This window comes from Pseudomonas sp. JV245A, assembly GCF_032424515.1.
GTDB classification, from domain to species: Bacteria; Pseudomonadota; Gammaproteobacteria; order Pseudomonadales; family Pseudomonadaceae; genus Aquipseudomonas; species Aquipseudomonas protegens.
This window is the reverse complement of the sequence record NZ_VYKE01000036.1, coordinates 1-20490: the sequence shown is the minus strand read 5'-3', so window position 1 is coordinate 20490 and position 20490 is coordinate 1. Positions and strand designations below refer to the sequence as shown.

Annotated in this window: 16 protein-coding genes; 6 read left to right on the top strand and 10 right to left on the bottom strand. The window is 64.7% G+C overall.

Features of this window, described 5'->3' with window-relative positions; genetic code table 11:
* Window positions 1-274: 274 nt before the first annotated feature.
* Entirely contained in the window at window positions 275-712 is a 438-nt protein-coding gene (locus F6S12_RS12955) for a hypothetical protein (protein ID WP_053153034.1), read from the bottom strand.
* 561 nt (window positions 713-1273) lie between these two features.
* Here F6S12_RS12955 and F6S12_RS12950 point away from each other — a divergent pair.
* Window positions 1274-2209, top strand: coding sequence for a chemotaxis protein CheV (locus F6S12_RS12950; protein WP_011062478.1), 936 nt, complete (start codon window positions 1274-1276; stop codon window positions 2207-2209).
* Window positions 2210-2291: 82 nt separating this feature from the next.
* The gene (locus tag F6S12_RS12945; RefSeq protein ID WP_011062477.1) at window positions 2292-3095 is read left to right on the top strand and encodes an MOSC domain-containing protein; all 804 of its coding nucleotides are present in this window, start codon (window positions 2292-2294) and stop codon (window positions 3093-3095) included.
* 76 nt (window positions 3096-3171) lie between these two features.
* Here the strand turns inward: F6S12_RS12945 and F6S12_RS12940 are convergent, their stop codons facing one another.
* From F6S12_RS12940 to F6S12_RS12905, 8 genes are all read right to left on the bottom strand, one after another.
* A complete protein-coding gene (locus F6S12_RS12940) occupies window positions 3172-3456 on the bottom strand; it encodes a pyrimidine/purine nucleoside phosphorylase (RefSeq protein WP_011062476.1) in 285 nt (94 codons plus the stop codon).
* Between the two features lie 74 nt (window positions 3457-3530).
* Window positions 3531-4070: an exonuclease domain-containing protein gene (locus tag F6S12_RS12935; RefSeq protein ID WP_011062475.1), complete on the bottom strand. Its 540-nt coding sequence runs from the start codon at window positions 4068-4070 to the stop codon at window positions 3531-3533.
* A 149-nt stretch (window positions 4071-4219) separates the two neighbouring features.
* Window positions 4220-6175 carry an acetyl/propionyl/methylcrotonyl-CoA carboxylase subunit alpha gene (locus F6S12_RS12930; RefSeq protein ID WP_315868959.1) on the bottom strand — a complete coding sequence of 652 codons (1956 nt, stop codon included), beginning with the start codon at window positions 6173-6175 and terminating at the stop codon, window positions 4220-4222.
* A gap of 57 nt (window positions 6176-6232) precedes the next feature.
* Window positions 6233-7030, bottom strand: coding sequence for an enoyl-CoA hydratase/isomerase family protein (locus tag F6S12_RS12925; RefSeq protein WP_125063824.1), 798 nt, complete (start codon window positions 7028-7030; stop codon window positions 6233-6235).
* Window positions 7027-8184, bottom strand: a complete 1158-nt coding sequence (gene atuD / locus F6S12_RS12920; RefSeq protein WP_011062472.1) for a citronellyl-CoA dehydrogenase — start codon at window positions 8182-8184, stop codon at window positions 7027-7029. The genes F6S12_RS12925 and atuD overlap by 4 nt, the downstream gene beginning before the upstream one ends.
* Window positions 8185-8225: 41 nt before the next feature.
* Window positions 8226-9842, bottom strand: coding sequence for a geranyl-CoA carboxylase subunit beta (gene atuC / locus F6S12_RS12915; protein ID WP_315868958.1), 1617 nt, complete (start codon window positions 9840-9842; stop codon window positions 8226-8228).
* 3 nt (window positions 9843-9845) lie between these two features.
* Window positions 9846-10715 carry an SDR family oxidoreductase gene (locus F6S12_RS12910; RefSeq protein ID WP_019095082.1) on the bottom strand — a complete coding sequence of 290 codons (870 nt, stop codon included), beginning with the start codon at window positions 10713-10715 and terminating at the stop codon, window positions 9846-9848.
* Between the two features lie 10 nt (window positions 10716-10725).
* Entirely contained in the window at window positions 10726-12516 is a 1791-nt protein-coding gene (locus tag F6S12_RS12905) for an acyclic terpene utilization AtuA family protein (RefSeq protein WP_053153022.1), read from the bottom strand.
* A gap of 186 nt (window positions 12517-12702) precedes the next feature.
* Here F6S12_RS12905 and F6S12_RS12900 point away from each other — a divergent pair, with 186 nt between their 5' ends.
* The 3 genes from F6S12_RS12900 (at window position 12703) to F6S12_RS12890 (ending at window position 14672) form a co-directional block, all read left to right on the top strand.
* A complete protein-coding gene (locus F6S12_RS12900; protein ID WP_015636493.1) occupies window positions 12703-13326 on the top strand; it encodes a TetR/AcrR family transcriptional regulator in 624 nt (207 codons plus the stop codon).
* A 96-nt stretch (window positions 13327-13422) separates the two neighbouring features.
* A complete protein-coding gene (locus F6S12_RS12895) occupies window positions 13423-14217 on the top strand; it encodes a substrate-binding periplasmic protein (protein WP_019095084.1) in 795 nt (264 codons plus the stop codon).
* Window positions 14218-14312: 95 nt separating this feature from the next.
* The gene (locus F6S12_RS12890; RefSeq protein WP_019095085.1) at window positions 14313-14672 is read left to right on the top strand and encodes a hypothetical protein; all 360 of its coding nucleotides are present in this window, start codon (window positions 14313-14315) and stop codon (window positions 14670-14672) included.
* Window positions 14673-14705: 33 nt separating this feature from the next.
* Here the strand turns inward: F6S12_RS12890 and F6S12_RS12885 are convergent, their stop codons facing one another.
* The gene (locus F6S12_RS12885) at window positions 14706-15254 is read right to left on the bottom strand and encodes an RNA polymerase factor sigma-70 (protein ID WP_011062465.1); all 549 of its coding nucleotides are present in this window, start codon (window positions 15252-15254) and stop codon (window positions 14706-14708) included.
* A 373-nt stretch (window positions 15255-15627) separates the two neighbouring features.
* Between F6S12_RS12885 and F6S12_RS12880 the strand changes: the two genes are divergently transcribed.
* Window positions 15628-20490, top strand: a 4863-nt coding sequence (locus F6S12_RS12880) for a non-ribosomal peptide synthetase (protein ID WP_315868957.1), incomplete at its 3' end; no start/stop codon positions are given.

Genomic DNA, 20490 nt, shown 5'->3' with positions numbered 1-20490 from the left:
GGTATCGGTACGTCGGTACCATTGGCGCCACGTGCGCCCGAACATCGCGCAAAGTGTGCTGGGGAGCGGGTTTGCCCGCATGCACAGCGCGTTGAACAGCAAGTCCTGGTGACCTTGCTAGTTGGCTTTATGGAGTGATTGATGTCGCTCTTGGGTATGAATTAATCAATAACGACGGGGTGCTTGGCAGTTGGCCCGATATTTTGTCGATGTTGTGCAGTAGGGCGGTGATCGGCGAGAGTTTTATCCGCTGCCCCGCCGGATAAATACAACTTCAGTGGCTGCAAGATGGATATGTGCAGTTACAGTTTTGTCCCACTTGCTCTGTCAGTTCTTCGATCAGCATGACTTGTTCGCTGTCGTCCAGATTGAGCTGGCCGTTGCGCGGGTCGATCAGTTCCAGTTGCCAGGCCATCAGCGTCAGGCAGCTCTTCAAGGCATCGAGGATCGGATCGTTGAGGTCCAGGGGATGGGGGGGGCGCTTGAGCACGCCATGAATATGCAGGGAGAATTCGGCCAGCGGGCTGACTGCGTGGCGGGCCGCGGCCTGGGCCAGGCTCAGCAGGCTGGCGAGCAGGCAGTTGATGGCTTCTTCATCGTTTCTGATCAGGTGCAGGTGGCTCAGGCAGTCTTCCGATCTGGCCAGCAGGGCCTGGGCTTCAAGCAGGAACTCGGGCAGCGGTGTGGCGCACTCGTGGCCGTCCTTTAGCATGCTTATCTCCATGACTGCGTGTCCGATGGCTTGATAGGGCGTTGGCTGAACGGTTTGCAAGTTGGACGCGATAGGTGCAGCTGGATTGACGTTATAGCTGAATGCTTGCCTGCGGTCGCAGCCTGCCGAGCGAGTCGAGTGGCCTCGAACCCGGTCCGTGCGCGCATGCCGGCCACAGCAAGGCGGCGCAAGCGCGCTGGGGCAGGATGAGCGAGGGTAGTGGGGCTTGAAAGGGGGCCAAGCCACCTTTCTGCGATCAAAAACAAAAGCCTGACTCCGTTCATGCAATGAGAATGGCGTCACATTAATGGCTATTGGATATCGCGAATATCAGGCTGGTCCTGATTGTTGATAGGGGATTCCCCTAGGCACGGGAACCTTGCACCGAAATAGAGGTCTGGCCGGCGCAGAGGGTGGTGCTGAATTGACCGCGCCAGTAAAGCATGATGTTAATGTGACATCAACGGCTTTGTGTGGCAATTTGCATGCGGGTCAAGATACGGCAGACCCGGCCGATATCTGTCTTTAGTGAATTCATCAGAACAAGCCCAGGAGTCATTAATGGCCGGCATTCTCGACACGGTAGATCAACGCACGCAACTGGTGGGTGAGAATCGCCTGGAAATCCTCATGTTCCGCCTGGCCGGCCGGCAACTGTTCGCGATCAACGTGTTCAAGGTCCAGGAAGTGCTGCAACTGCCGAAGCTGACGCTGATGCCTCAGCGCCATCCCTTTGTCTGTGGGGTGGTCAATCTGCGCGGGCAGACCCTGCCGGTCATCGATCTGTCCCAGGCCATTGGCATGCGCCCGCTGGTCCCGGGCCCCAACAGCACCATCATCGTTACCGAGTACAACCGCTCGGTGCAGGCGTTCCTGGTCGGTGGCGTGGACCGCATCGTCAACATGAACTGGGAAGCCATCATGCCCCCGCCCACCAGCGCCGGGCGCCAGCATTACCTGACCGCCATCAGCAAGGTCGATGACCAGTTGGTGGAAATCATCGACGTGGAAAAGGTCCTGGCGGAAATCGTGCCCTACAACGCCAAGGTTTCCCGGGACAAGCTGGAAGATCCGGTGCTGGAGCGTGCCCGTGGCCGCGAAGTGCTGCTGGTGGACGACTCCAACGTGGCCCTCTCGCAATTGCGCGACACCCTCGGCCAGCTCGGGGTCAAGATGCACATCGCCAGTGATGGCCTCAAGGCCCTGAACATGCTCAAGGCCTGGGCCGACACCGACGTGGTGATGACCGACAAGCTGCTGATGGTGTTCACCGATGCGGAAATGCCGGAAATGGACGGCTACCGCCTGACCACCGAGATCCGCAACGATCCGCGTTTGCGCGGGCTTTATGTGGTGCTGCACACGTCCTTGTCCGGCAGCTTCAACGAATCGATGGTGAAGAAGGTCGGTTGCGACAACTTCCTGTCCAAGTTCCAGCCGGACAAGCTGGTGGACGTGGTCCGCCAACGGCTGATGCTGGACGAAGCCGACGCCTGACACGGGCCTTGCGCCGGCGCTCCTTTGTTTCGGCTAAATGCTGGTATAGGGTGAGCGCTTTTGCCCATACAGGGAGCTGGACATGCGTCTTAGCGCGCTTTACCGATACCCGTTGAAATCCGCCAGGGGCGAGACCCTGCAACAGATCGGCCTGGACAAGCTCGGGCTGCAAGGGGATCGCCGCTGGATGCTGGTGGATGAGGCCAGCGGGCGTTTCCTGACCCAGCGCGCCGTAGCGCGGATGAGTCAGCTGTCGGCCTTGTGGAATGACCAGGGTGGCCTGACCCTGAGCGCCCCAGGCCACTCCACCCTTGAAGTAGCGCTGCCGGGTGCGGATGCACCGTTGCGCGGCGTGACCATCTGGCAGGACACCTTGCGGGTTCCCGATGCGGGGGACGAAGCCGCGGCCTGGGTCAGCGAATTCATCGGCAAGCCCAGCCGCCTGGTGCAGGTTCCTGCGCAGCGGGCACGGAGCACCGCCGCCGGTTATGGGAGGGACGATGATCAGGTGGCCTTCGCCGATGGTTTTCCCCTGCTGCTGATTGGCCAGGCCTCCCTGGATGATCTGGTCGCTCGCGTGGGCCGGCCCCTGGAGATGCTGCGGTTCCGACCGAACCTGGTGGTCGAGGGCAGTGCGGCCTTTGCCGAGGACGACTGGAAACGCGTGCGTATCGGCGATGTCGAGTTCCGTGTGGTCAAGCCATGCTCGCGCTGCATTCTCACCACCATCGATCCGCAGACCGGCGAGCGCAGTGCCGACCGCGAACCTCTGGCCACCTTGCAGAAGTACCGGGCCCAGGCCGATGGGGCGATGTTCGGCCAGAACCTGGTCAATGATGGCAACGGTCGCTTGCAGGTAGGGATGGCGGTGACGGTCATCGAATAACCGGTGCCACCTCGAAAAATGCCCGTCTCCTGGGAGACGGGCATTTTTTATTCCGGGGTAACGCCGCGATGCTCGATCAGCCGCGGTATTCGCACAGGTAGGCGGTGTCCACTGCGACTTTGAGCTGGAACTTGCTGTTGGCCGGAACGTTGAACTGGCTACCGGCCGGGAAGGTTTCCCAGTCTGCGCTGTCTGGCAGGCGCACGGTCAGGGCGCCGGAGACCACGTGCATGATTTCCCGTTGTGCGGTGCCGAACTCGTATTCGCCCGGGGCCATGACGCCAATGGTGGCTGGGCCTTCGGCCGTGCCGAAGGCAATCGACTTGACGGTGCCGTCGAAGTACTCGTTGACTTTAAACATGGGCGATTCCTCAAGAAAGGGTCAAAAAGGGCGGCCAGTATGCACAAGGCCTTCAGGGCCGTCACCTGCCGCCGTCAAGGAAGAATCAGCGGTAATAAGCGTGCTGTATTGCGCGCATCTTCCAGGGCCCGATGCTGCTGGCCGGTAAACTGCATGCCGGCCAGTTGCAGGGCTGCATTGAGCCCCAGGGGCCGCTCCAGGCGCCGGGCCTTGGCGAAGCGCTGCTTGAGGTTCATGTGCGGCACCTCATTGAGCAGGCTGTGCAGCTGTTGGTTGTGCCATTCCAGCTGCAACTGCTTGCGGTCGTAGTCGCCCCAGCTGGCCCAGCCTTCCAGGCGCGGCTGATGCTGGCCGAGCCAGCGCTCGAACAGGCCCCAGACCTCGCTCAGGGGCGCGGCGCTGTCGATATTGGCCTGGGTGATGTGGGTCAGTTCGCGGCAGAACGGCGTCAGCATGGGGCGCCGCAAGGGGCGGACGAAACGCTGGAAGTGGTCCTGTTCCCGGCCCTGACGGTTGACCAGGGTGGCGCCGATCTCAATGATTTCCATCTCGCTCACCGGCCAGCCCCCTTCATCCGTCGTGGCTTCCAGATCTATTACCAGCCAGTGGGGCATCACGAATTCCAGCCTTGAAACATCCTGAAGAGGCTTGAGCGTAGCCAAAGCCGAGGCATCCGCCTAGGGGGACGGCTGCTTGAGCGCATCGAGGGGGCATCGTCCCGACCGATGCCCCGTCTGCCTGGATCTGCTGGAAGGTGCCCGGGCTACTCCACCTCCACCAGTACCTGGCGGTTTTTCACCTGGTCCCCGAGGTTGACCTGGACCCGGGTGATCACTCCGTCGATCCCGGCCTTGAGCGGGTGCTCCATCTTCATCGCCTCCAGCACCAGCAGCAATTGGCCCTTGCTTACGTGCATGCCCTCACTGACCAGTACATCGACGATCGCCCCGTCCATGGGCGCCTTGAGCGTACCGCTGGAGGCGGTGTTCTGGCCCTGGGCCGGGGCATGGGTACGATCCACCAGGTGCAGGCTGCCCTTGGCGTTGCTCAGCCACAGCTCCCCGCCCTCCAGCCGATAGGCGCACGGGCGGCGAATGCCGTTGATCTCCAGGCTGGCCCGCCGGCCATCGGCGCTGCGCACCTTGAGCTCCAGCAGCCCATCGCCCTGGCGCACCTGCACGGCGCCCGAGGGCAGTGCGTTCAGGTGCAGCGACCATTGTCGGTCCTGCACCCCGAGCCGGTAGTCCAGGGGCACCCCGGCGTTGTTGCTCCAGGCATTGAGCGCCGGGCCATGGGCGCTGGCGCTGTGGTGGTGGAACAGCGCAGCGGCGATGGCCAGTTCCTCGGCAGTGGGCTCCTGGGGTTGCAGGCTCGGGTCCTGGGCAAAATGCTCGGCAATGAAGGCGGTGCTGAAGTGGCCGCTGGCGAACACCGGGTGGCGCAGCAGGTTGGCCAGCAGCCGGCGGTTGCTTTCCAGCCCCAGCAGCACGCAATCCTCGACGCCACGCAGCAGCTTGCGCCGCGCCTCTTCGCGGGTAGCACCGTGGGCGATCAGCTTGCCCAGCATCGGGTCGTAGAACGGGCTGACCCATTGACCTTCCTGCAAGCCATGGTCGGTGCGGATCCCCGGTGCCGGCTCCCAGCGCAGGATCTGGCCGGTCTGCGGCAGGAAGTTCTGTGCCGGGTCCTCGGCATACAGCCGCACTTCAATGGCGTGGCCGTCGAGGCGCACCTGCTCCTGGCCCAGGGGCAGCGGCTCGCCGGCCGCCACTTGCAGTTGCAGGGCCACCAGGTCCAGGCCCGTTACCAGTTCGGTGACCGGGTGCTCCACCTGCAGCCGGGTATTCATTTCCAGGAAATAGAACTGCCCGCTCGCATCCAGGAGGAATTCCACGGTACCGGCGCCCACATAGTTCACCGCCCGCCCGGCCTTGAGCGCTGCCTCGCCCATGGCCTGGCGCAGCTCCGGGGTCATGACCGGGCAGGGTGCCTCTTCGATGACCTTCTGATGGCGGCGCTGGATCGAGCAATCCCGCTCACCCAGGTAGATCAACTGGCCATGCTCGTCGCCGAACAGCTGCACCTCCACGTGCCGCGGCTCGATCAGCGCCTGCTCCAGGATCAGTTCGTCGCTGCCGAAGGCGTGCAGGGCTTCGGAGCGGGCCGTGCGGATCTGCTCCAGCAACTGGCCGGCCTGGTGTACCAGGCGCATGCCACGCCCGCCACCGCCGGCGCTGGCCTTGATCATCAGCGGATAGCCGATGCGCTGGGCTTCGCGCTGCAAGGTGGCGTCGTCCTGTTCCGCCCCCTGATAGCCCTGGATGCACGGCACGCCGGCTTCGAGCATGGCGTTCTTCGAGCGACGCTTGCTGCCCATCAGCTCGATGGCGGCAGCGCTGGGGCCGATGAACACCAGGCCGGCGCTTTCACAGGCGGCGGCGAACTCGGCATTTTCCGAAAGAAAGCCGTAGCCCGGGTGAATGGCGTCGGCACCGGTGCGCCGTGCCGCTTCCAGCAGCGCGGCGCCGTCGAGGTAGGACTGCTGTACCGCGGACGGGCCGATATGCACCGCTTCGTCAGCCAGTTGCACATGCAGGGCCTCGGCATCGGCATCGCTGAACACGGCCACGGTGCGATAGCCCAGGGCCTGGGCGGTACGCTGGATGCGGCAGGCGATTTCGCCACGGTTGGCGATCAGGATCTTGTTGAAATTGGGCATACAGGCTCCCGGGAATCGGTGGGGGGCGTTCGCCGGCAAGCCGGCTCCTACAAGGGCTCAGTTGGCCCAGGCCGGTTTGCGTTTCTGCACGAAGGCCAGGGTGCCCTCGACCCCTTCCTCACCCAGGACTGCATTGGCGAAGTCGTTGGCGGCCTGGTCCAGCAATGGCCCCTGCGGTTGGTCGACACTCGCCAGGAGCAAGGCCTTGGTCGCCGCGTTGGCCCCCGGGGCGCAGCGCAGCACCAGGGAAAGCTGCTGCTCCAGGCGTTCCTGCAGGGCCTTGGCATCGTTCTCGACAAAGTGCACCAGGCCCAGGCCCAGGGCTTGGGCGCCATCGAAACGGGCGGCGGTCAGGGCCAGGCGCCGGGCCTGGGCCAGGCCGATGCGCTGCACCACGAACGGGGCAATTTGCGCGGGCAGCAGGCCCAGGCTGGTTTCCGGCATGCCGAACTGGGCCGAGTGCTCGGCGATGGCGATGTCGCTGACACAGGCCAGGCCGAAACCGCCCCCCAGCACCGCGCCCTGCAGCACACACACCAGCACCTGGGGCAGGTGCTGCGCTTCTTCCAGCAGGGCGCCGAAGGCGCGGTTCAGTTCACGGTAGGCGGCGCTGCCATGGGCACGGGCGCCGGCCATGTCCTTGAGGTCGCCACCGGCACAGAAGTGCTCGCCGGTGCCGCGCAGCACCAGGGCACGGATGCTGCGCCGGTCACGGACCGCGGCCATCACCGTGCGCAGTTCGGCGACCATCTGCAGGCTCATGGCATTGCGGTTTTGCGGGCGATTGAGGCTGATGAACAGCACGCCGTTGCGCGGCTCCAGCAGCAGGGTCTGGCAGGCAGGGAGCGGGTTCATTTCTTTTTCCCCGGCAGGATGCCCATGAGCTTGCAGATGATCCCCAGCATGATCTCGTCGGCACCGCCGCCGATGGACACCAGGCGCACATCGCGATAGGCCCGGGCCACCGGGTTGTCCCACATGAAGCCCATGCCGCCCCAGTATTGCAGGCAACTGTCGCTGACCTCGCGGCCCAGGCGCCCGGCCTTGAGCTTGGCCATGGAAGCCAGCCGGGTCACGTCCTGGCCGCGTACATACTGCTCGGTGGCCTGGTAGACCAGGGCCCGCAGGCACTCGATCTCGGTGGACAGCTCGGCCAGGCGGAAGTGGATCACCTGGTTGTCGATCAGCGGGCTGCCGAAGGTCTTGCGTTCCTTGCAGTACTCGATGGTGCTGTCCACGCAGTACTCCAGGCCCTTGATCATGTTCGCCGCGCCGAACAGCCGTTCCTCCTGGAACTGCAGCATCTGCATCATGAAACCGGCGCCTTCGTGGCCGATGCGGTTGCGTTGAGGCACTCGCACATTGTCGAAGAACACCTGGGCGGTTTCCGAGCTGCGCATGCCGAGCTTGTCCAGATGCGAGCTGAGGCTGATGCCCGGGGTGTTCATCGGCACCATGATCAGCGACTTGTTGACGTGGGGCTTGTCGTCCGAGGTGTTGGCCAGCAGGCAGATGAAGTCGGCGCTGGGGGAGTTGGTAATCCACATCTTGCTGCCGTTGATCACGTAGTCGTCGCCGTCCTTGCGGGCGTGGGTCTTGAGCCCGGCCACATCGGAACCGGCGCCGACTTCGGAGACGCCGATGCAGCCGACCTGCTCGCCCGTGATGGCCGGCCGCAGAAACTCGTCGCGCAGTTCATCGGAGCCGAAGCGCGCCAGGGCCGGGGTGCACATGTCGGTCTGCACGCCGATGGACATGGGAATGCCACCGCAATGGATGGTGCCGAACTCCTCGGCGGCGACGATGGAGTAGCTGTAGTCCAGGCCCATGCCGCCGAATTTTTCCGGCTTGGAGATGCCCAGCAGCCCCAGTTCACCGGCCTTGCGGAAAATCTCGTGGATGGGAAAGCGCCCGGCCTTTTCCCATTCCTCGACGTGGGGGTTGATCTCGCGGTCTACAAATTGGCGCACCGTGCGCCGCAGTTCTTCGTGTTCCTGGGTGAAGATCATTGTTGTTCTCCTCAAGTGGGGTCAGACCGCGAAATGTCCTGTCAAAACCGCGCCACGCCAAAGCTGTTGGGCGCCAGCTCGCGCACCTGCGCCTCATGGCAGATGTCCAGCAGGTAGCCCAGCAGAGTGCGGGTATCGCGGGGGTCGATCAGCCCGTCGTCCCACAGGTTGGCGCTGCCGTAGAGCGCCGTGGACTGGCTGTCGAGCTTCTGCGCGGTGACCTGTTCCAGCATGTCGAGCATCTTCGGGTCGGCTTCCTGGCCGTTCTTCGCATGCTTGGCCTCGGTGACGATGCGCAGCACCTTGCCGGCCTGGGCGCCGCCCATCACCGCGGTGCGGCTGTTGGGCCAGGCGAAGATGAAGCGTGGGTCCAGGCCACGGCCGCACATCGCATAGTTGCCGGCGCCGTAGGAGCCACCGACCACGATGGTCAGCTTCGGCACTCGGGCATTGGCCACTGCCTGGATCATCTTCGCCCCGTGCTTGATCACCCCCTGCTGCTCGGATTCGGTGCCCACCATGAAGCCGGTGGTGTTGTGGAAGAACAGCAGCGGGGTCTGGCTCTGGTCACAGAGCTGGATGAATTGCGCGGCCTTGCTCGCGCCCTGGGGCGTGATCGGGCCGTTGTTGCCGATAAAGCCGCAGGGCCGGCCCTGGATCTGCAAGTGGCCGCAGAGGGTCTGGGCATCGAACTCGCCCTTGAACTCCAGGAACTGCGAGCCGTCTGCCAGGCGGGCGATGATTTCCCGGGCGTCGTAGGGCTTCTTCGGATCGTCGGGAATCAGCCCGAGCAACTCGTCGATGGGGTACAGCGGCTCGTTCCAGGTCCTGGCGGGCTGCACTGGCAGTCGGGCGTTCCACGGCAACAGGTTGACGATCTCGCGGACGATGCGGATGCCGTCGGCGTCGTTTTCCGCCAGGTATTCGGCGGTGCCGGCCACCTGGGCGTGCATCTCGGCGCCCCCCAGTTCTTCATCGGTGGCCACTTCACCGGTGGCGGCCTTGAGCAGCGGCGGGCCGGCGAGAAACAGCTTGGCCTCGCCACGCACCACCACCACGTAGTCCGAGAGTCCGGGCTGGTAGGCGCCGCCGGCGGTGGCCGAGCCGTGGACCACGGTGATCTGCGGCAGGCCCATGGCCGACATCCGCGCCTGATTGGCGAAGCTGCGTGCACCTTCGACGAAGATTTCCGCAGCGTAGTTGAGGTTGGCGCCACCGCTTTGCGCCAGGGTCACCACTGGCAGTTTGTTCTCCATGGCGATCTGTTGCAGGCGCAGGGATTTCTTCAGGCCGCTGGGGGAGATGGTCCCGCCCTTGATCGCGCAGTTGTTGGCCACCACCAGCATGCGCACGCCGCACACATAGCCGATGCCGGCAATCAGGCCGCCGCCGGCCTGGGTACCGTCCTTGTCGTCGTGCAGCTTGTAGCCGGCCAGGCTGGCCAGCTCAAGAAACGGCGCGCCCGGGTCCAGCAGCAGGTTGAGGCGTTCGCGGGGCAGCAGTTGGCCGCGCCGGTCGAACTTGGCCTTGGCTTCGGCGGCCTTGGCCAGCAGGTTCTGCTGCAGTTCCTGCAACTGTTGCAGGCCCGCCAGCATGGCTGCGCGGTTTTGTGCGAACTGCGGGCCGTGGGGGTCGAGTTGGGACTGGATCACCGGCATGGCTTATTCCTCGCCCTTGAGTACGTCGGGCAGGTAGGCGCGATGGAAGCCGTTGTAGGACTCGCTGTTGCGTGCCTTGCCCAGGGGCCAGGCACGGCTGCCCAGGCTGGCGGCGCCGTCGATGCGCAGGGTGCTGCCGCTGATGAAGGCCGCGCCGGGGCTGAGCAAGAAAACGATGGCGGCGCTGACTTCCGATTCGCTACCGATGCGCTTGAGCGGCACGTGTTCACGCAGGGTAGGGATCACTGCCTTGAACGCGCCTTCATAGGTGTCCATGCCGCTGGAGGCGATCCAGCCCGGCGCCACCGCGTTGACCCGCACCCCGGCGTGCCCCCATTCATAGGCGGCGGTCTTGGTGAAATTGTCCATTCCCGAGCGCGCCGCACCGGAGTGGCCCATGCCGGGCATGCCGCCCCACATGTCGGCGAGCATGTTGACGATGCTGCCGCCGTGGCGGCTCATGGACTGGTTGAACACTTCCCGGGCCATGAGGAAGCCGCCCACCAGATTGGTACGCAGCACGGTTTCGAAACCCTTCTGGTTGATCGAGGCCAGGGGCGCCGGGTACTGGCCGCCGGCATTGTTCACCAGGCCATGGATCGGACCAAAGCGCTCCATCAGCCGGGCCACCAGGGCCTTGACCGCTTCCTCGTCGCGGATGTCGCAGGCCTGCCAGTCGGCCTTACCGCCGTCCTCGGCAATTTCGCCGGCGACCTTCTGCAGTTTTTCCGCCTTGCGCCCCACCAGCAGCACCTGGGCCCCCAGGGCCGCCAGTTCGTGGGCAGTGCAGCGGCCGATACCGCTGCCGCCGCCGGTGACGATGATGGTCTGGCCGGCGAACAATTGCGCTTTGAAAATCGAGTCGTACACCACGGCAGCTCCTTTAATTGACGGCGTCGGCGATGCTCTGCGGCACCGGGATCTGGATTTCCAGCAACTGCTGGGCAAAGGCCTTGCCTTGCGGGTCGATGCGCAGGCTGGCGACGCCGCCGCCGCCCAGGGCGTTCTCCAGCAGGAAGTTGAGGCTATGGGTGCCCGGCAGGTACCAACGCTGGACCCGGCCATGCACCGGGTCCAGCACATGGCCCATCCAGTCCACCAGCACCTCGGGGGTCAGGGCTTCGGCGATCCACGGCAGGTAGTCGGGGTGGCGCGCCATGACCCCGATATTGCTGTGGTTGCCCTTGTCGCCGGAGCGTGCCACCGCCAGCTTCACCAGCGCCACGCTGGCATCGGCGCGGCCGCGGGGGGCGGGCAGGGAATGGGGGGCGGGCAGGGCTGCCGGGTCCAGGCGGTCGGTGTGCGGCAGGGCGCAAGGGTGACGCTGGCCGGCAAGGTCGATCTCCAGCCGGCAGGCGTCCTTGTCCAGCAGGAAGGAGAACAGGCGGATCACCGGGTACACCGTCGGCCGGCCACCGACGATGCCGGTGAGCCCCGGGGCCATGCCGGTGGCGGCCTGGGCGATTTCCCGGGAGAACAGCACCAGCGCCGCCTTGTTCGGGTGGCGCACCGCCAGCTTGATCACCACCTCGCGGCTGTCCTGGCGCTGGCCGTGGGGGCCGTAGGTGGCCTCGCTGCCCAGCAGTTCGATGTTCACTTCGCTGTAGGGCCCCCAGCCGCGCTGGGCGAACATCTCGCTGGTCTTGTCGATGATCGCCTGGCTGACCCGGTGCGCCTTGGCGACCGCGTCGATCCCGGCCATCAGGCAACTGGCGGTGCAGCGGAAGCCGTCCGGGTAGGTGGCGCTGACCTTGTACTGGTGGCTGGGGGGCAGGCCCCTGGCACCCTGTACATGAACCCTTTCCGGGCCCTGTTGCCGCAGTTCCACCTGAGAGAAATCGCACACCACATCCGGAAGCAGATAAGCCCTGGGGTTGCCAATTTCGTACAGCAGTTGTTCGCCCACCGTCAGCGGGCTCACCAGCCCTCCGGTACCGGGTGCCTTGCCGACCACAAACTGGCCGTCAGCGCCGACCTCGACGATGGGAAAGCCGATATGTTCGTAGTCCGGCACCTGGCGCCAGTCGGTGAAATTGCCGCCGGTGCACTGCGCGCCACATTCGATGATGTGCCCGGCCAGGGCGGCCTGGGCCAGGCGGTCGTAATCCTGCCAGGACCAGTTGAACTCGTGGACCAGGGCGGCGCTGACCACCGCGCTGTCGACGCCGCGGCCGGTGATCACGATATCCGCCCCCAGGCGCAGCGCTTCGACGATGCCGGGGGCACCGAGGTAGGCATTGGTGGAGACGCACATTGGCGGCAGGGGCGCGCCGCTGAACATCTCCACAATGGCGGCGTCGCTCAACTGCTTGAACTGCGGTTGCAGGTCGTCCCCCAGCAGCACGGCGATCTTCAGCGTCACCCCGGCCTGTTCGCAGGCGGCCTGCAAGGCACTGGCACAGGCCTGCGGGTTGACCCCGCCGGCGTTGCTGATGACCCGGATGCCCTGTTCGCGGATCGAGCCCAGCAAGGGTTTGAGCACCTCGACGAAATCCGTGGCGTAGCCCGCCGTCGGGTCCTTCATGCGCGCCCCGGCCATGATCGACAGGGTGATCTCTGCCAGATAGTCGAACACCAGGTAGTCCAGGCGGCCGCCTTGCACCAACTGCGCTGCGGCGCTGCTGGTGTCGCCCCAGAAGGCACTGGCGCAGCCGATTCTTACGGTCTTGGTCATGACAGGGCTCTCGAATGAAGAACTGCGAGGAGGCTACCAAGCAAGCGCTTGGTTTGTAAATACGTTGGCCTATTCTTCTGGCCAAGCGCTTGCTTGGTAACCGGCAGAGGCTTAAATTGCGCGCGCCGCGCCCGGATTTGCCGGGTTACGCTGAGCTATTGATGACGTGAAGGTAGGAGAACACCGGTGGACGAGCAAAAAGCCCTGCAGGTAGTACGCGAGCTGATCGCCAGTGGCCAGGTGACCGACCCCGAGAGCGCCCGGGGCAAGCTGCTGCAAACCGCAGCGCACCTGTTTCGCAACAAGGGTTACGAGCGCACCACCGTGCGTGACCTGGCCAGCGCGGTGGGCATCCAGTCGGGCAGCATCTTTCATCACTTCAAGAGCAAGGACGACATCCTGCGGGCGGTGATGCAGGAAACCATCCACTACAACACCGCCTTGATGCGCGCTGAACTGGCCGAGGCCGGCAGCGTGCGCGAACGGGTGCTGGCGCTGATCCGCTGTGAACTGCAGTCGATCATGGGCGGCAGCGGTGAAGCCATGGCAGTGCTGGTGTACGAGTGGCGCTCACTGTCCCCGGAAGGCCAGGCAGCCGTCCTGGCGCTGCGCGACATCTACGAACAGATCTGGCTGCAGGTGCTGGGGGAGGCCAAGGAGGCGGGGTTCATCAAGGGCGATGTGTTCATTACCCGGCGCTTTCTCACCGGCGCCCTGTCCTGGACCACCACCTGGTTTCGTGCCGAGGGCAGCATGACTCTGGAACAGCTGGCCCAGGAGGCCCTGCTGCTGGTGCTCAAGGATCATTGAGCGGCTGGCTAATTGTGCGTGGCAACGTTGTCGAAGTGGCTGAAAACGCCTAGCTTTAGCTCATTCATTTTCATTTCCTTGAGGTGTGTTGCCTTGATGTCCTTGCCGCTGCGGTCAGCCTTGCGAATGCTCTTGCTGGCGCTGGCAACACTTTGGGTCTGTCCGGCCTCCTCGGCGCAGCTGGTGCGGGTCGCGGCGGCGCATTTCCCGCCTTATACCGTCCGTCCAGAAACCGGTGCCGACACCGGTTTGCTGCCGCAACTGGTGGAAGCCCTCAACCAGTCCCAGAGCGACTATCAGTTCGTCCTGGTGCCCACCTCGATTCCCCGGCGTTTCCGCGATTTCGAGCAGGGCCGGGTGGACCTGGCGATCTTCGAGAACCCGGCCTGGGGCTGGCAGAACATTGCCCACACCAGTGTCGACATGGGCCTGGAAGACGCGGAAATTTTCGTCGCCCAGCGTCAGGGCGGGCGCCAGCAGGACTATTTCGCCAACCTGAAGGGCAAGCGCCTGGCCCTGTTCAGCGGTTATCACTACGCCTTCGCCCAGTTCAACGCCGACCCCAAGTTCCTGGCCGACACCTACAACGCCACCCTGACCTATTCCCATGACAGCAACCTGCTGATGGTCCTGCGGGGCAGGGCGGACATCGCCCTGGTGACCCGCTCCTACCTCAGCGACTTCCTGGCGCGCAATGCCGAAAGCACGGAGCAGTTGCTGGTTTCCGAACGCATCGATCAGGTCTACCACCATTACGCCCTGATCCGGCCCAAGGCGCCGATCACGGCCGAAGACTTTTCCGGGCTCCTGCAAAAACTGCGGGACAACGGCCAGATGCACAAGATCTTCGATCCCTATCGCATTGTGGTGATGAGCGTGCCCCACGCCTGACATCACGCAGCGACCGGCCCGGCCCGCGACGGGCTAAATTTCCGGCGGCGGCCCACGTCACTTGGTTGAATGCCCAACCGACGGTGAGCGCTGCCATGTCCTCTGTTGATCCGCTGAATGTTGCAGCCCTGCCCACTAGCCAGCTCACGGGAATCGATGAGGTCATCGCCCGCCAAAGGCTGTTCGAGTCTCTGCGGGGCCGGGGGCAGGCGCCCGTGCCGGTGGATGCCCAGGCAGCCGAGGCGGCGCGCCAGGATCGGCTGGCTTTCTGGCTGTCGGCCCAGGTACATGCCCTGTATCTGGACCCGCCAGGTGCGCAGCGGCCGGCGCCAGGCGCCCACGCGCCGCCCTGTGCTGCGCATGACCGTTGTCGGTTCTGCCAGCAGGAGTTCGATCTGTTGCATAAACGTGCAGCGTTACTGGTGCTTGGCCGCAGTGGCCTGCTTGAGGTGTAGGCACCCTTCAAGCCGGGTCATGCAGGGCGCCAGTCAGCGACGGGCGAAGGTATCGGGGCGGTTGCCCGAGACTTTGCGGCAATGCACCAGGGCATCGCGAATCATGAAGTTGACCAGGGTCGGCGATACCCCCAGCTCCTTGGCGATGTCCTTTTGCGGGACGCCATGCAGGCGGTACATCTCGAAGGCGTAGCGCGTGCGGCTGGGCAGCTCGGTCAGGGCTTCGGCGATGTTTTCCAGGGTGGAAAAGTTCATGTGGGAGGTTTCAGGTGAAGCGCCATGAATAACCACATTCAAGCCTTCCTCTTCAGTACCCGAGTACTTCTGCTCCAGCGCCTGCTTGCGGTAGTGGTCGATGGCCAGGTTGCGCACGATCTGGAACAGGTAACTGAGCTGGGCCTTGAACGAGGAGGTGATCTGCGGCGCCGACTGCAGGCGGAAAAACGCATCTTGAACCACGTCTTCAGCCCGGGATCGGCAGCCGGTAATGCGGGCTGCAATCTTCACCAGGATCAGACGGTTGTCGACAAAAGCCTGGAGTAACGGTGAATCGCACCTGCTTGTGGATACTTGTTCCGTCATGGAAATCACCTTGTTGCAAAGAGGTTAGTGGGACGTCAGAAAAATCTGACCCGTCCTACACATCGAGCGACAAATTAGGCTGAATGATAATGATTGTCAATTGAGAAAAAGAACTAATGCTCTCTGTCAGTGCAGATTGCGAACGGCTGCTCGTCAGTGGGCTGGATCAGGCCTTGAAGGGCAGGATGCGGACTAATTATTTCAAGACGTCATCCGTTCTCATTGGAGAAAGATTCCGGGTAGCAGACCCGGCCACGGCGCCCTCCGGATGCCCACGACTTTCTTATAACTATTTGATTTATAGATAGTTATTAAAGTTATGGGAGAGCAGGGCCCGCTCTCCATTGCAAGCACAATCCTGGCAGGAAACCCCATGACGGACGCGTTCGAACTCCCCAGCACCCTGGCCCAAGCCCTTCAACGCCGGGCAGTCCTGGCACCTGATCAAGTGGCGTTGCGCTTTCTCGCCGAAGAGCAGGATCAGAGCGTGGTCCTCAGTTACCGGGACCTGGACCTTCGTGCGCGCACCATTGCTGCGGCTCTGCAAGCCAACGCCGAATTCGGCGATCGCGCGGTATTGCTGTTTCCCAGCGGCCCGGACTACGTTGCGGCGTTCTTCGGTTGCCTGTACGCCGGGGTGATCGCGGTGCCGGCCTATCCGCCGGAGTCCACCCGTCGTCATCACCAGGAGCGCCTGATTTCCATCATGGCCGACGCCGAGCCACGGTTGCTGCTGACCAGCGCCGGGCTGCGGGATTCACTGTTGCAGATGGACGAACTCAAGGCCGCGGGCGCGCCGCAACTGCTGTGTGTGGACACCCTGCAAGCCGGGCTGGCCGAAGACTGGCAGGCCGTGGCGCTGCAGGACGACGACATCGCCTTCCTGCAATACACCTCGGGCTCCACCGCGCTGCCCAAGGGCGTGCAGGTGAGCCATGGCAACCTGGTGGCCAACGAACTGCTGATCCGTCGCGGCTTTGGTATCGACCTCAACCCGGACGACGTGATCGTCAGCTGGCTGCCGCTGTACCACGACATGGGCTTAATTGGCGGCCTGCTGCAACCGATTTTCAGCGGCGTGCCCTGTGTGCTGATGTCACCGGCCTACTTCCTGGCGCGGCCCGTACGCTGGCTGGAAGCGATCAGCGAATACGGCGGCACCATCAGCGGCGGCCCGGATTTCGCCTACCGCCTGTGCAGCGAACGGGTCAGCGAGTCGGCCCTGGAGCGCCTCGACCTCAGCGGCTGGCGCGTGGCCTATTCGGGGTCCGAGCCGATCCGCCTGGACACCCTGGAGCGTTTCGCCGAGAAGTTCAGTGCCTGCGGTTTCAGCCATGAAAACTTCCTCGCCTCCTACGGCCTGGCCGAAGCCACCCTGTTCGTGGCCGGTGGCGTGCGCGGCCAGGGCATCCCGGCCCTGCACCTGGACGACCAGGCCCTGGCGCAGAACCGCGCCGAGCCGGGGCAGGGCAGCGCGATGATGAGCTGCGGCTTCAGCCAGCCGGAACACGCCGTGCTGGTAATGGATCCTCAGCAACTCAGCGAATTACCTGACAACCGCATCGGCGAAGTCTGGGCCGTCGGGCCGAGCATTGCCCATGGCTACTGGCGCAATCCTGAAGCCACCGCCAAGACCTTCGTCCAGCATGCCGGTCGTACCTGGTTGCGCACCGGTGACCTGGGCTTTATCCGCGATGGCGAGCTGTTCATCACCGGGCGCCTGAAGGACCTGCTGATCGTGCGCGGGCACAACCTGTATCCCCAGGACATCGAAAAGACCATCGAGCGCGAAGTGGAAGTGGTGCGCAAGGGCCGGGTGGCAGCGTTCGCGGTCAGCGACCAGGGGCAGGAAGGTATCGGCATCGCTGCGGAAATCAGCCGCAGCGTGCAGAAGATCCTGCCCCCCGAAGCGCTGATCAAGGCCATCCGCCAGGCCGTGGCCGAAGCCTGCCAGGAAGCGCCCAGCGTGGTGGTGTTGCTCAACCCCGGGGCCCTGCCGAAAACCTCCAGCGGCAAGTTGCAGCGCTCCGCCTGCCGCACCCGGCTGGCCGATGGCAGCCTGGATTACTACGCGCTGTTCCCGCAGGCCGGCAGCGCAACGGCTGACGCCGCAGACAGCGCCGGTGACGCGCTGCAAACCCTGATCGGGCGCATCTGGCAGGAGCAATTGCAATGCGCTTCAGTGGCCGCCGACGATCACTTCTTCCTCCTGGGGGGCAACTCGATTGCCGCTACCCAGGTGATCGCCCGCCTGCGTGAAGAGCTGGGGCTGGAACTGGGCTTGCGCCTGCTGTTCGAGGCTCCGACCCTGGGTGCCTTCAGCGCTGCCGTGGCGCGCCAGCAGCAGGACGGCGGCGTGGCCCAGGGCAGTATCAATGCCCTGTCGCGCCAGCAGCCGCTGCCCCAATCCCTGGCGCAGAACCGCCTGTGGATCACCTGGCAACTGGACCCGCAGAGCAGCGCCTACAACATTCCCGGCGGCCTGCGCTTGCGTGGCGAGCTGGATGAAGAGGCCCTGCGCGCCAGCTTCCAGCAACTGATCCAGCGCCACGAAGCGCTGCGCACGCGCTTCTTCGAGCGTGACGGCCAGGCCCTGCAACAGGTGGATGCCGCCGGCGAATTCAACCTGCAGGTGATCGATATCAGCGACCTGCCACCGGCCGAGCGTGAAGCCCGGGCGCGGCAGATCCGCGAAGACGAGGCCCGGACCCAGTTCGATCTGGAGAAGGGGCCGCTGTACTGGGCGACCCTGGTGCGCCTGGATGACGAAGAACACCAACTGCTGCTGACCCTGCACCACATCATCGCCGACGGCTGGTCGCTGAATGTGCTGATCGACGAGTTCTCGCGGCTCTATGCCGCCGCGGCCCAGGGCCAGAGCCTGGAGCTGGCGCCCCTGGCCCTGCAATACGCCGACTACGGCAGCTGGCAGCGCCAGTGGCTGGCCCAGGGCGAAGGCCAGCGCCAGCTGGACTACTGGAAACAGCAGTTGGCGGACGAAGCCCCGGTGTTGAACCTCGCCACCGACCACCCGCGCTCGGCCCAGGTCCGCCACAGCGCCGCGCGCCATGACCTGCGCCTGAGCGCGAGCCTCAGTGAAGCCGTGCGCCAGACCGCCCAGGCTCGGCAGGCCACGCCGTTCATGCTGTTGCTGGCGGCGTTCCAGACCCTGCTGCACCGCTACAGCGGGCAGAGCGATATCCGCATCGGTGTGCCCAACGCCAACCGCCCGCGCCTGGAGACCCAGAGCCTTCTGGGCTTTTTCATCAACACCCAGGTATTGCGCGGGCAGTTGGATTCTCGCCAGTCCTTCGCCGACCTGCTACAGCAGACCCGCCGCACCGCCCTGGAGGCCCAGGCCCACCAGGACCTGCCTTTCGAACAATTGCTCGAAGCCTTTCCCGAAGCCCGTGAGCAGGGCCTGTTCCAGGTCATGTTCAACCACCAGCAGCGCGACCTCAGTGCCTTGCGCCGTCTGCCGGGGCTGCTGGCCGAAGAGCTGCCGTGGCACAGCCGCGAGGCCAAGTTCGACCTGCAACTGCACAGCGAAGAGGACCGCAACGGCCGCCTGAGCCTGGCCTTCGACTACGCCGACGAGCTGTTCGACGCGGCCAGCATCCAGCGTCTGGCCGGGCATTTCATCAGCCTGCTGGAGCATGCCTGCCTGCAACCGGACTGCGCCCTGGGCGACTTGCCGTTGCTCGGCAACGCCGAAGCGGCGCAACTGCAGCAATGGAGCGTGGCCCCCTGTGCGCCCGCCGAGCGTTGGTTGCCGGAGCGCCTGCAGGAACAACTGCAGCAGACCCCGGAGCGCACCGCGCTGGTCTGGGACGGCGGGCAACTGGGCTTTGCCGAACTGCACGCCCAGGCCAACCGCCTGGCCCACTACCTGCGGGACAAGGGCGTCGGGCCGGACGTGTGCGTGGCCATCGCCGCCGAACGTTCGCCGCAACTGCTGATCGGCCTTCTGGCAATCATCAAGGCCGGTGGCGCCTACGTGCCCCTGGACCCGGACTACCCTGCCGAACGCCTGGCCTACATGCTCGAAGACAGCGGCGTGGGCCTGCTGCTGACCCAGACCCATCTGCTGGGCCGGATGCCCGAAGCCCCGGGTATCAGCGCCATCGCCATGGACAGCCTCAAGCTCGACAGCTGGCCGAGCCACGCGCCGGGCCTGCACCTGCACGGCGAACACCTGGCCTACGTGATCTACACCTCCGGTTCCACCGGCCAGCCCAAGGGCGTCGGCAACACCCACCGCGCGCTGATGGAGCGCCTGCAATGGATGCAGGACAGCTATCAGCTGCACGCCGACGATGTGCTGATGCAGAAGGCTCCCATCAGCTTCGACGTGTCGGTGTGGGAGTGCTTCTGGCCGCTGATCAGCGGCTGCCGGCTGCTGATCGCCGCTCCCGGCGAGCACCGCGATCCCCATCGCATCGCCCAGCTGGTGCAGGAGTACGGCGTCACCACGCTGCACTTCGTGCCGCCGCTGTTGCAGTTGTTCGTCGATGAGCCGCTGAGCGCCGAATGCCACAGCCTGCGCCGGGTGTTCTCCGGTGGCGAAGCCCTGCCGGCCGAGCTGCGCAATCGCCTGTTGCAGCAGTTGCCCAATGCGCAACTGCACAACCGCTATGGCCCGACCGAAACCGCGATCAACGTCACCCATTGGCATTGTTCAGTCGATGACGGCGAGCGTTCGCCCATTGGCCGGCCCCTGGGCAACGTGGTGTGCCGGGTGCTGGACGCGGACCTCAATCCGTTGCCGGCGGGAGTTCCGGGTGAGCTGTGCATCAGCGGCCAGGGCCTGGCCCGGGGTTACCTGGGACGCCCGGCGCTGACCGCAGAACGCTTTGTGGTCGACCCCCTGAGTGAGGAGGGCGCGCGCCTGTACCGCACCGGTGACCGCGTACGCTGGTGCGCCGACGGCGTGCTGGAATACCTCGGTCGCCTCGACCAGCAGGTCAAGCTGCGGGGCTTTCGGGTCGAGCCGCAGGAAATCGAAGCGCGGCTACTGGCCCAGGACGGCGTGGCCCAGGCCGCGGTGCTGGTGCGCGACACCCTGGCCGGCCCGCAGTTGATCGGCTACTACACGCCCAATGCGCACGATGAAGATGAACAGCAGCAAAGCGCCCGGCTGAAAACCGCCCTGGCCGCCGAGCTGCCGGAATACATGGTGCCGGCGCAACTGCTGCGGCTGGACGCCATGCCTCTGAGCCCCAGTGGCAAGCTCGAC